The following is a 12,316-nucleotide window of genomic DNA, read 5'->3' on the forward strand; positions in this document are numbered from 1 at the left end:
GTCCGGATTGTCGAACCTGGGTGGCGGTTTGAGCAGGTGTTTTCCCAAAAACGACCAAGGATCGTTCAAGGATCAGGCAGACCGATCCCCGCACGTGGGGATCAGGCAGTGGATCAGGCGGGGATCAGGCGAACACGTCCTGCTGGTAGCGGCCGTCCGCCTCCAGCGCGGCCAGCCAGGCCGCGCCGTCCTCGCCGCCTTCTCCGCCCTCGCCGGTGTGCCGCCGGTGGACGTCCAGCAGCGCCTGACGGACCGCCGGGGCCATGCGCAGGCCGTCGCCGCAGACGTACACGTACGCGCCCTGCTCCAGCAGCTCCCACACCTCCTCGGCGTGATCGGCCACGGCGTCCTGGACGTACCGGTACGGATGCCCGGCCACGGCCGAGAACGCGGTGTGCACGTTCACCTCCGCGCGGGCGGCCCAGGCGGTCACCTCGTCCCGGTACAGCCAGTCGTGGTCGGGGTGGCGGCAGCCGGTGAACACCTCGGCCCGGCCGCCCGCCCCGCTCAGCGCCCGCTCCTCCAGGAAGCCGCGCAGCGGCGCGAACCCCGTGCCGGGGCCGACCAGGATCACCGGGGTGGCCGGATCGGCGGGCAGCCGGAACGGCGGCGCGGGCACGCGGACGTACCCGTAGAACACCTCACCGGGCCGCAGCCCGGCCAGGTACGCCGAGCACATGCCCTGGTAGGTGCCGCTGCCGGACCAGGCGGGCCCCTCGACCAGCCCGACGGTGAGCCGCACCAGACCCGGATCGGCCAGCGGCGAGGAGGAGACCGAGTAGTAGCGCGGCCGGATCGGCCCGGCCATCTCCAGGAACACCGGCAGCGGCAGCTCGACGGCCGGGAAGCGCTCCAGCAGGGCCAGCGGGGAGACCCGCTTGGCCAGGATCTCGTCGGCGTAGTTCGCTGTCAGCTCGGCGAGCTGGCCACGCGTCCAGGGGCAGCCGGTGTGCGCGGCCAGGGCCTCCAGGTCGGCCCTGGTGGCCACCTCCTGCAGCTCGGCGAACTCGGTCAGCAGCAGGCCGGCCGTCACCGGCGTGTCCACGGGCAGGTGGGTGGCGCCGGCGGCGCGCAGCCGCACCACCTGCTCGCGCGGCACCCGCAGGCAGCGCAGGGCCCACTCGACCAGCTCGGGGTCGTTCTTGGCGAAGACGGCGACGTGGTCGCCCGCCGTGTAGGTGACGCCCTCGGGCAGGCGGGCCACGATGGAGCGCACGCCGGGTCTCGGGGCCTCGGCCGAGAAGTCCCACAGCCCGGTGGGGTCGCCGGTCAGCTCCTCGTTGGACACGACGGTCATCGGCACGGCCCGCTCGGACACGACGGCCGGCCTGACCTCGCTCTCGCCGAGCACCTCCATCTCGTAGCGCGGCCCGGCCGCGCCCGCCGGGGCGCTGTACTCGTCGGCCAGCGCCGCCCACAACCCGGCCGTCCACGCCGAGACGTCGCCGTCGAAGTCGCCGTCGGCGTCGGCCTCGCCGCGCTCGACGAGCGGCACCGCCCCGGCGGCGGTCAGCTTCTCGCCGGCCCGGCGCGGGAAGTCCTGGTACGTCGGCCACTGGGAGTTGCCGCAGCCGAGCACCGCCAGGCGCACGCCCGACAGGTCGGGCAGCTCCTCCAGGGCGTCGAAGCGCTGGGCGTTGTCGGGCGCCTTGCCGTTGTAGGAGGAGGCGACCACGACGAGCAGGCCCTGCGACGGCGGCGTCAGGTCGTCCAGGGTGGTCAGGGTGGTGGCGAAGCCGGACCGGCCGGCCCGCTCGGCCAGCCGCTCGGCGATGTCGGCGGCGGTGCCCAGGTTGGAGCCGTAGGCGACGGTGAGCGGCACTCCGGTGACCGCGAGGTCGTGCCGCTCCCCCTCACCGGCGGCCTGGACGCCGGCGGCGGGGGCGGTGCGCTCGTGGGCGCGGCGCTCGCGCACCCGCAGGGTGAACCCGTCGGGCTTGATGGTCAGCGTCTGCTTGATCTTCATCCGGTAGGCGTCGGGGTCGGAGACGGCGAACCGGCGCAGGATCATGGCCAGGGCGAGCCGGGCCTCGGTCAGCGCGAACTGGCGGCCGATGCAGGCCCGCTCGCCGTTGCCGAACGGCTTGTACGCCGCCGGGTGGTGGGCCTTCTTGTGCTCCGGCAGCCAGCGGTCGATGTCGAACTCCGCCGGCCGCTCCCACGCCTTGGGGTGGCGGTGCAGCGACGGCAGCAGCACGGCGACGCTCTGGTCGGCCTCGATCTCGTACCCGCCGATGGTGGTGGCCTCGACGGCGCTGACGGCGAAGGCGGGGATCGGCGACCAGATCCGCAGCGTCTCCTCCAGGATCCGGGGGATGACGTCGAGCTTCATGATCGTCTCGTAGCTGGGCGGCTCGTCGCCGGGCAGCAGGCGGTCGACCTCGTCGTAGGCCCTGGCCAGGGTGTGCGGGTCGCGCAGCAGGTTGTACAGGGCGAAGGAGAGCAGGCCGCTGGTGGTCTCGTGCCCGGCGATCAGGAAGGTGAGCACCTGGTTGCGGATGTTCTCGTCGGACAGGCGGCCGCCGGTCTGCGGGTCGGCGGCCGCCAGCATGAGGCCCAGCAGGTCCTTGGCGTCGCCGGCGCCCTCGGCGCGGCGCTGCTTGATCACGTCGTCCACCAGGGCGCGCATGGTCTCGATGTCGCGGCGGTAGGCGTCCTCGTGGCCGCGCTTCAGCTTGGTGACGAACGGGAGCTGCTGATTGCGCAGCATGGCCTCGGTCAGCGCGCCGCCCATGGCCTTCAGGAACGGGTGCAGCTCGGGCGAGGCGAAGGAGTCGAACCGGAAGCCGAAGCCGGTCAGCGAGATCGTGTCCAGCGTGAGCCGGGTCATGTCGTCGGCCACGGGCAGGTCCTGCCCCTGGCGGCCGGCCCACGAGGCGACGAGCTGCTCGGCGACCTCCAGCATCTGCGGGTAGTACGCCTTCATCGAGCGCTGGCTGAAGGCGGGCAGCAGGATGCGGTGCGCCTGCCCCCAGACCGGCTCGTGCGGCTCGGCGGTGAACAGGCCGTCGCCGCCGAAGTCGCGCACGATCGACAGCGGCGGCTTGATGCGCTTGACGAACCTGCTCTCGTCGCACACCTCCGCGACCAGGTCGGGGTCGTAGACCAGCACGATCGTGCGGCCGGCGACCTCCAGCCGGAAGATGCCCTCCTCGTACCGCTCGGCGACCTTGACGAAGTGCTCCACCGGCGAGTGGGCCGGGATCTGCAGCGTGTTGCCCAGGATCGGCAGGCCCTGCGGGGCGGGGATACGCCTCATGAGTGCTCCCTTCGGGTAGCCATACACCGTATGGCTGACGCTACCATACGCTGTATGGCAGTGAGCGCGCGCAGGGGAGCTCCCCTGAGTCTTGACGAGATCTGTTCCACGGCGCTTCGCCTGATCGACGAGGCCGGCGTCGAGGGGTTGTCGATGCGGAAACTGGCCGCCGAGCTCGACGTCAACCCCATGTCGGTCTATCACCACGTCGCGAGCAAGGAGGCGCTGCTGGCCCGCATCTGCGAGACGGTCAGTGTCCGGCTGCCGCTGCCGCCCGACGACGGCACCCCGTGGCAGGCCCAGCTCCGCGCCCTGGCCCTGGCCTACCACCGGCACGCCCGGGAACATCCGGCCATGTGGAACTACCTGCACAACCATCCCGAGTTCAGCGAGGACCGGCGGCTGCCGCTGTGGCAGGCGCTCTACCGCATCCTGCGCGCCTCCGGGGTGCCCGAGGAGGAGCTGCGGCGGACGAGCGAGGTGCTGCACGCGTTCGTCTCGGGGTTCGTCTTCGCCGAGACGCGGGGGCACCTGAGCGGCGACCCCGAGGAGGTCGAGCGCAGCTTCGAGGTCGCCCTGCACATGATCATCAACGGTCTGGCCGCCCGGTGACGCCTGCGTTGGAAACTCCAACCCGCTCGCGTTAGAGTGAGTTGGAATTTCCAACGGACAGGAGGCCGCGATGCGCGACGCCGTCATCGTGCAAGCCGTACGCACCCCGATCGGCAGGGGCAAACCCGGCGGCGGGCTGCACGGGACGCACCCCGTCGACCTGCTCGCCCACGCCCTGCGCGCCCTGATCGAGCGCAGCGGCGTGGACCCGTCGCTGGTCGACGACGTGATCGGCGGCTGCGTCGACCAGGTGGGCGAGCAGGCCATGAACACCACCCGCTACGCCTGGCTGGCCGCCGGCTTCCCCGACTCGGTGCCCGCGGTCACGGTCGACCGGCAGTGCGGCTCGTCCCAGCAGGCCGTGCACTTCGCCGCGCAGGGCGTCATGTCCGGCGCGTACGACCTGGTCGTGGCCTGCGGCGTGGAGTCGATGAGCCGGGTGCCCATGTGGTCGAACGTGCCGCCGGGCGCCGACCCGTTCGGGCCCTCGGTGGCCGCGCGCTTCCCCGGCGGGCTGGTCCCGCAGGGCATCAGCGCCGAGCTGATCGCCGCCAAGTGGTCACTGAGCCGCGAGCAGATGGACGTCTTCGCCGCCGCCTCCCACGCCAAGGCCGCCGCCGCGGACTTCGGCGCCGAGCTCGCCCCGATCGCCGGCCTGGACCGCGACGAGTCGATCCGGCCCGCCACCACGCCCGAGATCCTGGCCGGGCTGCGGCCGGCCTACGCCGACCCCGGCTACGCCGAGCGTTTCCCGCAGATCAGCTGGTCGGTCACCGCGGGCAACGCCAGCCCGATCAACGACGGCGCGGCGGCCGTCCTGATCACCAGCTCCGAGACCGCCGCCCGGCTCGGCCTGCGCCCGCTGGCCCGGCTGCACAGCTTCGCCGTCACCGGCTCCGACCCGCTGCTCATGCTCACCGGCGTGATCCCGGCCACGGAGAAGGTGCTGCGCCGCGCCGGGCTCGCGCTGTCCGACATCGACCTGTTCGAGGTGAACGAGGCCTTCGCCAGCGTCGTGCTGGCCTGGCTGCAGGAGACGGGGGCCGACCCGGCGAAGGTCAACGTCAACGGCGGCGCCATCGCCCTCGGCCATCCGCTCGGCGCCAGCGGCGCCCGCATCACGACCACGCTCGTGCACGCCATGCGCACGCGCGGCGCCCGCTACGCCCTGCAGACCATGTGCGAGGCGGGCGGCCTGGCCAACGCGCTCGTGCTGGAGAACGCCGGCTGAGGCTCAGGCGGCGGCCCAGACGGCCTCGAACGCCGCCTGGGTGATCTCGGTCAGCTCCCAGATCTCCAGCGGCTGGTCGGTGAGGAAGCCGCGATCGTCCTGGAGCCGGCCCCACCAGTAGCGGTGGGCGACGCGGTCGGTGTCGACCTCGATCTGCCTGATCGCCCAGTGTTCGCCGTCGCCCTCGACGCTCTCGAACAGCCAGACGCGCCCGCCGGGGCCGGCGGTGTGCCAGAAGCGGTGGGGCACGTCGGCCTCGGCGAGCTGCTTGACCAGCGGCAGGCGAAGATCCGGGACCATGCCCCGTAGGTTACACCGCTACCGCTGGTAGGCCCCGGCGTCCGGCGACCCGGACAGCGGCCGGCCCAGCATGTCCTTGCCGAGGTCGGCGCCGCCGTACCAGGTGGGCGACAGCGGCAGGCCGCGGCCCAGCGCCGGCGAGCCCGGACGCAGGCGCAGGTCGGTGCGGGAGACGAACAGCGGGTCGGCCCTGACCGACTTCGGCCCCAGCTTGAAGGTGAGCTTGCGGCCGTAGTAGACGCTGCCGCCGTCGTCGACGCCCTTGCCGTCGGCCCAGCCCGCCTCGCCGCCGACCGCGATCACGTTGTTGCGCAGCCTGAGGATGGAGGGGCCGCAGCCGTCGTGGCAGGACCAGCCGATGGTGTCCTTGGCCGGCAGGTAGACCGAGTTGTGCACGGCGATCGTGCCCTTGACCGGGCCCACGACGTGGCCGGGCCCGCGGGTGATGAGGAAGGAGCCGCGGCTGCGGCCGGAGGTGACGACGTTGAAGGCGAAGACGTTGCCGGTGGCGGTCTTGCCCTTCTGGGCGCCGAGCTCGGTGAAGGTCTCGTTGTCGCGCGCGTGGTTGTAGGTGATGCGGTTGCGGTCGCCGTTGAAGATCTCGACGGCGGCGCCGTCGGTGCCGTAGTCGTGGCTCTTGGCGTAGCTGCCGGTGATGGTGTTGCGGGTCACCAGGTTGTCGTCGCCGTTGAGCAGCACGCCGAAGGCGCCGGAGTCGTTGTCGCCGCCCTCGTCGTCGACGCTCATGCGGTTGTTGGCGGTGAGCGTGCTGTCGCGGACGGTGTTGTGCGAGCCGGACGGCGTGACCCACACGCCCGCGACGTTGCCGTCGGCCGCGACGCCGGTCAGCTCGATGTGGTGGCCGCCGAGCTGGAACCCGGCGAACCGGCAGCCGGTGGCGCGCAGGCCGCTGATCTGCCAGTAGGAGCCCTTGACGACCACGCAGTCGCGCTCGTCGCCGCTGATGCGGGGCAGCGCGCCGGTGCCGTGGGAGCGGATGACGATGGGGCGGGCCGCGGTGCCGCTGGCGGTGAGCCGGAGCGGGCCGGTGAAGCTGCCGCCCCGCTTGAAGCTGACGATGTCGCCCGGCTTGAGCTCGGCGGAGCCGACCTTCTCCAGCGACTTCCACGGCTTGTCGGGGCTGGTGCCGGCGGCGGAGTCGTCGCCGGCCCTGGAGTCGACGTAGTAGGTGGTGGCCGCCCTGGCTTCCGCGGCGGTCGGTACGGCGGTAAGAAGCGAAGCTGCGACGGCTACGGAGAGCAACCTCATGCGGGCACACCACTATCCAGTTGAAGACGGTACGGGGCCAGGCCATACCGTAGCGTGATCAGCGTGTGATGCGCCACACACTCACCGAAGGACCATCCCCCGGGATCACGTCTCCGTCCTGGGCATTGTGGACGCCCTGGGCCTGCGTCCCGATGGGCAGCGCGGCGCCGGGCGCCCGGCGGACGGCCACCAGCAGCGACTCCTCGAACGTCTCGCGCGCGAAGACCAGGCAGTCGGCGTCGGAGTGCAGCCAGCGCAACCCTCCGTGACGCAGCGCGGGCTCGGCGCGGCGCAGCCCGAGCAGCTCGCGGTAGGCCGACAGGGTCGCCAGGTCCTGGTCGTGCGGCCGGTTCCAGGGCATGGGGGTGCGCGAGTGCTCCCCGTTGATCCCGGTCAGGCCGAACTCGCTGCCGGCGAAGACCATGGGCGTGCCGGGCAGCGTGGCCTGCAGGCCGAGGGCCAGCAGGTGGCGTTCGCGCGAGCCGGTCACCGTGCGGATGCGCGGCGAGTCGTGGGAGTCCAGGAGCTGCCAGGAGTGCGTGAGCGAGCGCCAGGACATGTGCGAGGCGAAGGACCTGAACGTGGCCAGGGTGTCGGTGCCGTCGCGCGCGGGCACGCCGCCCGGCACGCCGAGGAAGTGCGGCAGGTCCAGGTCGGGGCCGCGCAGCCAGGCCCAGACCGGACGGGTGAAGCCGCCGTAGTTCATGGTGCCGTGCCAGCCGTCGCGGTCGAGGTCGAGCGAGGCGTCGTGGTTGTGCTCGGCGATGAAGGCGGCCTCGGGACCGAGCTGGCGGCGCAGCATGGCGGCGACCTCGTGGTTGCGGTCGTCGGCGCCGAGCCTGGCGGTCATGTTGGCGACGTCCACGCGCCAGCCGTCCAGCGGGCCGAGCCACTTCTTCAGCACCGCGCGCATGCTGGAGCGCACCAGCTCGCTGCCCCAGTTGAGCTTGGGCAGCGACTTGACGCCCCACCACGACTCGTAGTCGCCGGTGTCGGGGTCGAAGTAGAACATCTCCCGTTCGAGGGCGTTGACGTCGGAGACGGCGGCGGTGAACCATTCGTGGGCGTCGCCGCAGTGGTTGGTGGTGATGTCGCCGAGCAGGCGCATGCCGCGGGCGTGCAGCGCGCCGGACAGCCGGTGCAGGGCCTCGTCACCGCCGAGCAGCGGGTCGACGTGCTCGAAGCTCGCGGCGTCGTAGCGGTGGTTGGAGCGGGCCGGGAAGATCGGCGTCAGGTAGACGGTGTCGGCGCCGAGCCCCTGGACGTGGTCCAGGCGCCGGGTGATGCCGTCGAGGTCGCCGCCGTAGAACTGCTGGGCGGTGCCGGGGCCGCTGGGGATCACCGGGTCGCGGTCCCAGTCGCGCGGCAGCGCCCAGTCGGGCAGGTCCGGCATCGGGCCGGAGCGGTCGAAGCGGTCGGGGAAGATCTGGTAGACGATCGCGTCCGACATCCACGAGGGCGGCGCCTGGTGGCAGACCAGGCGGAAGTCGCTCGCGTCGGTCACGTCGTGGGCGACCGGGCCGGCCGCGGTCAGCCACAGCTGGCCGCGGCGGGTGTGCAGCAGGAAGCGGTACGGGGTGACCGGGTTGACGGCGGTGATCTCCGCCTGCCACCACACGTCGTCCGCGCCGTAGCCGGCGACCGGCGTGCCGGTCCTGGAGTCGTCGACGCGGGCCTCGGCGTAGCGGGGCTCGCCGTCGCAGACGGTGCGCACGTGCACCCCGGTGATCCCGGCGGCGCGCGGGGCGCGCAGCCAGAGGGTCACCCGCGAGCCGAGCGCCGGTTCCCGGCTGGAGACGTAGAGAGCTGAGCCGTCGTGGTGCGGCTCGCCGACATGACGCAATGGACCTATCCCTTGACAGCCCCGGCCGTCAGGCCGGAGACGATGTACTTCTGCAGCCATAGGAACACGCTCACCGTGGGTACGGCGGTGAGCAACGTCGCGGCGGCGAACATGCCGAAGTTGGCGTTGCGGTGGTCGCCGGCGATCATGCCGTACATGCCGACGGCCAGGGTCTTGCTCTCGGGGTCGCGCAGGAACACGTTGGCCATGAGGAACTCGCTCATGATGCCGATGAAGGCCAGCAACGCGGTGACCGCCAGGATCGGCGTGACCAGCGGCATGATGATCCGCCAGAAGATCTGCGCGTGGGTGGCGCCGTCCACGGTGGCGGCCTCGTCGAGCTCCTTGGGCACGGTGTCGAGGAAGCCCTTCATCAGCCAGGTGTTCACGCCGAGCGCGCCGCCCAGGTAGAGCAGCAGCAGGCCCCAGACGGTGTTGAAGCCGAACGCCGGGTACAGCTCGGTCACCCTGGTGAAGATCATGAAGATCGTCACGATGGCCAGGAACTGCGGGAACATCTGGATGAGCAGCAGCGCCAGCAGCCCGACCCGGCGGCCGGTGAAGCGCATGCGGCTGAAGGCGTAGGCGGCCAGCATCGACAGCAGCAGGCTCGCGAACGACGAGACCAGCGCGATGAACACCGAGTTGAAGAACCACCGGCCGAACGGATAGTCGTCGGAGGTGAGCAGGTTGGCGAAGTTGTTCAGGCTCGCCCCCGACGGCAGCAGGTCGGTGGAGGCCAGCGTGCCCATGGGGTTGATCGCGGCCGAGACCACGAACAGGATGGGGAACAGCGCGAACGCGCACACCGCCAGCACGAACACGTGCCTGAGCGCGATCCTCATGCGTAGACCTCCTCCTGCTTGCGGGTACGGCGGAAGGCCACGGCCGAGATGACCGCCACGATCGCGAAGATGAACACCGAGATCGCCGCCGCGAACCCGAACTGCGCCCCGCCCGCGCCGAACGCCAGCCGGAAGGTGTAGGTGATCAGCAGGTCGGTGGCCCCCACCTGCGGGCTCTCGGCCGGGAACGGCCCGCCGTCGGTGGTGAGCGCGATGGCGTTGAAGTTGTTGAAGTTGAACGCGAACGACGAGATCAGCAGCGGCGTCAGCGCGACCAGCAGCAGCGGCAGCGTCACCCGGCGGAACGCCTTCCACGGCGTGGCGCCGTCGATGGAGGCCGCCTCGGTCAGCTCGCGCGGGATCGCCTGGAGCGCGCCGGTGGTGACCAGGAACATGTACGGGAAGCCGAGCCACAGGTTGACCAGGATGACCGCGAAGCGGGCGGTGACGGGCTCGCCGAGCCAGTCGACGCTCAGCCCGAAGAACTGGTTGATCAGGCCGAAGTCGCGGTTGAACATGTCCCGCCAGACCAGCAGCATGGCGAAGGCCGGCATCGCGTACGGCAGGATCAGCGCGATCCGGTAGATCTTCGTGCCGCGCATGCGCGGGTGGTGCAGGGCCAGCGCCACGGCCATGCCGAGCCCGAACGTGCCGGCCACGGAGGCCAGCGCGAACACCAGGTTCCAGCCCAGCACGCCGACGAAGTAGCCGGAGATGGTGGGGTTGGTCAGCACCCGGGCGAAGTTGTCCAGGCCGACGTTCGCCTGCCAGCCTTGCGCCAGGTGCTCGCCCTCGGCGTTGACGAAGTAGCCCTGGGCCTCGTCGGCCGTCCAGGTGTCGCCGTTGCCCTTGACGCAGTCGCAGGCGGCGTCGTAGACCAGCGCGGCCTTGCCCTCCACGGCCCGGCTGAGGCCGTTGGCCTTGATCGCGCCGCCCGGCGTCGGCACGGACAGCGCCGAGATCTCCTGGCCGCGGGCGGCCGCCTCGGGCGCCTTCAGCACGGTCACGCCGGGGGCCGACAGGACCTTGCCGGTGAGCCCGACCTGGGCGCCGGCGAGCGGGGTCAGCCCTTCGGCGGTGCCCAGCCGGACCTGCTTGGTCGTGGGGTCGACCAGCAGGAACACCAGCTCGTCGCCGCGCAGGGCGGCGGTCAGGCCGTACTCGGGCGAGCCGGGGGCCTGGCGCACCGAACCGGTCTCGATGGCGGTGACCGCGTCGGCCTTGTCGCCGCGGTGCCCGTCGCCGAAGTTCGTGAACGCCGTGGTCACCGTGTAGAGCACGGGCAGCACCTGGAAGGCGATCAGGAAGACGGTGCCGGGGACGAGGTACTTGGCCGGGATGAAGCGGCGGGTCAGGTACAGGTAGGAGATGGCCGCGGCGGCCAGCCCCAGCAGCGTGAGCGAGACCCACGACTCCGCGGCGACCAGCGGCGGCACGGCGTAGAGCAGGATCGCCGCGGCCACGGCCAGCACCGCGATCCTGCTCACCACGAACGCCGTGGTGAGCTCCCGGCGAGGCCGCGGGGACGCGGTGGTCCCCACGGCCTCGTGCACGTCCTGGGCCATGTCAGTTCTTGAGCGCGCCGTCGATGGCCTTCTGCGCGGCCGCGGCGGCCTTGGCGGCGTCGCCGCCCTTGACCACGGCGGTCTCCGCGATGCCGAACGGCTCCCAGATCGCGGCCATCTCGGGGATGGCGGGCATCGGCATGCCGCTCTTGCCGGCGTCCATGAACTTGGCGGCGTCGGGGTCGGCGGCCTGGACCTCCTGGAGGGCGGCGGTCAGCGCCGGGGGCCGCGGGTCGGCCTCGTACAGGGCCTTGGCGACGTCCTTGTTGGTGACGTAGTTGGCGACGAACTCCTGGGCCAGGGCCTTGCTCTTGCCCTTGGCCGCCACGAAGAACGACTGGACGCCGACGAACGGCGTGGCCGGCTTGCCGTCCTTGAACGCCGGGACGGGCGTGATGTCGTAGGAGATGCCGCCCTTCTTGACCTCGCTCATGGCCCACGGGCCGGAGATCAGGTAGGCGCACTTGCCGGCGGCGAAGTTGACGATGTAGTTCTCGTTGGTGACCGACGTCTTGAGCGCGCCGTCACCCTTCTCGCCGAGCTCCTTCAGCTTGCCGAACGCCTTGACCGAGCCCTCGGAGCCGAGCAGCACCTGCTTGGGGTCCGGGTCGCCGGAGGCGGTCTGGCCGAACAGCGCGCCGCCCGCGGAGGCGAACAGCGGGTAGGCGTGGAAGGCGTCGCCCTTGACGCCGACGGGCAGGCAGAGCACCTCCTTGACCTTGCCGGCCTTCTTCAGCTCCTTGCCCTTGTCGATCATCTCGTCGAGCGTGGCGGGGGCGTCGGGGGCGAGCTTGGTGTTGCGGATCAGGGCGATGTTCTCCACCGCGTAAGGGGCGCCGTACACCTGGCCGTTGAAGGTGACCGCCTTCATGGCGATCTCCGAGAAGGCCGCCTTCTGCTCGTCGGTCAGCGTGACGGGGTCGATGGCGCCGTTCTGGACGAGGTTGCCGATCCAGTCGTGCGCGCCGATCATGATGTCCGGGCCGCTGCCCTGCTGGGAGGCGGTCAGGAAGGTCATCTGGTTGTCCTTGCTGATCTCCTTCACCTCGACGGTCACGCCGTTCTCGGTGCCGAACTGGTCGGCGAAGGGCTTGAGCGGCTTGACCCGGCTCGGGTCGGCCCAGATGACCAGCGTGCCGCCCGCCGCGGCGGCCGGGGCCGAGGCCGAGGCCGAGCCGCTGGGCTGCGCCGACGGGGCGGTCGAGCCGGAGTCACCGCAAGCCGTGGCGGCGAACGCGAGGGTGGAGAGGGCGGCCACTCCCAGGACCCGAACACGCATGAGACCTCCCGAGGTCATGGAGGAGCGGCGGCGCCTGCGTGCGCCGCCGCCGAAGATCGTTTTCCGCCGCTGTTCACGGCTTACGTTTCCGGGACGTTAGCGGCTCTTTGCAA

Annotated in this window: 9 protein-coding genes; 2 read left to right on the forward strand and 7 right to left on the reverse strand. The window is 71.5% G+C overall.

From position 1 onward, the window contains the following. Positions 1 to 124: 124 nt before the first annotated feature. On the reverse strand, positions 125 to 3,259 hold the full coding sequence (locus ACFYUV_RS18425) for a bifunctional cytochrome P450/NADPH--P450 reductase (protein WP_387669812.1): 3,135 nt from the start codon (positions 3,257 to 3,259) through the stop codon (positions 125 to 127). Between the two features lie 54 nt (positions 3,260 to 3,313). Here ACFYUV_RS18425 and ACFYUV_RS18430 point away from each other — a divergent pair, with 54 nt between their 5' ends. Together ACFYUV_RS18430 and ACFYUV_RS18435 are read left to right on the forward strand one after the other, a co-directional pair. Further along, positions 3,314 to 3,871, forward strand: a complete 558-nt coding sequence (locus tag ACFYUV_RS18430) for a TetR/AcrR family transcriptional regulator (protein WP_387669813.1) — start codon at positions 3,314 to 3,316, stop codon at positions 3,869 to 3,871. 70 nt (positions 3,872 to 3,941) lie between these two features. After that, positions 3,942 to 5,102, forward strand: a complete 1,161-nt coding sequence (locus ACFYUV_RS18435) for a thiolase family protein (protein ID WP_387669815.1) — start codon at positions 3,942 to 3,944, stop codon at positions 5,100 to 5,102. 3 nt (positions 5,103 to 5,105) lie between these two features. On the opposite strand, the gene ACFYUV_RS18440 is transcribed toward ACFYUV_RS18435, so the two are convergent. The 6 genes from ACFYUV_RS18440 to ACFYUV_RS18465 are packed head-to-tail and all read right to left on the reverse strand — an operon-like array spanning position 5,106 to position 12,203. Then, entirely contained in the window at positions 5,106 to 5,402 is a 297-nt protein-coding gene (locus ACFYUV_RS18440; protein WP_357969202.1) for a hypothetical protein, read from the reverse strand. 18 nt (positions 5,403 to 5,420) lie between these two features. Continuing rightward, positions 5,421 to 6,671, reverse strand: coding sequence for a right-handed parallel beta-helix repeat-containing protein (locus tag ACFYUV_RS18445; protein ID WP_387669816.1), 1,251 nt, complete (start codon positions 6,669 to 6,671; stop codon positions 5,421 to 5,423). A gap of 58 nt (positions 6,672 to 6,729) precedes the next feature. After that, positions 6,730 to 8,514 (reverse strand): glycoside hydrolase family 13 protein, encoded by a 1,785-nt coding sequence (locus tag ACFYUV_RS18450; RefSeq protein ID WP_387669818.1) that lies wholly within the window; start codon positions 8,512 to 8,514, stop codon positions 6,730 to 6,732. A gap of 5 nt (positions 8,515 to 8,519) precedes the next feature. Next, positions 8,520 to 9,359, reverse strand: a complete 840-nt coding sequence (locus ACFYUV_RS18455; protein WP_358292982.1) for a sugar ABC transporter permease — start codon at positions 9,357 to 9,359, stop codon at positions 8,520 to 8,522. Continuing rightward, positions 9,356 to 10,924 carry an ABC transporter permease subunit gene (locus tag ACFYUV_RS18460; RefSeq protein WP_387669819.1) on the reverse strand — a complete coding sequence of 523 codons (1,569 nt, stop codon included), beginning with the start codon at positions 10,922 to 10,924 and terminating at the stop codon, positions 9,356 to 9,358. The genes ACFYUV_RS18455 and ACFYUV_RS18460 overlap by 4 nt, the downstream gene beginning before the upstream one ends. A gap of 1 nt (position 10,925) precedes the next feature. Continuing rightward, complete coding sequence (locus ACFYUV_RS18465; RefSeq protein ID WP_358292986.1) at positions 10,926 to 12,203, reverse strand: maltose ABC transporter substrate-binding protein; 1,278 nt, start codon at positions 12,201 to 12,203, stop codon at positions 10,926 to 10,928. Between the last annotated feature and the right edge of the window lie 113 nt (positions 12,204 to 12,316).

The organism is Nonomuraea sp. NPDC003560 (assembly GCF_042878785.1).
GTDB lineage: Bacteria > Actinomycetota > Actinomycetes > Streptosporangiales > Streptosporangiaceae > Nonomuraea.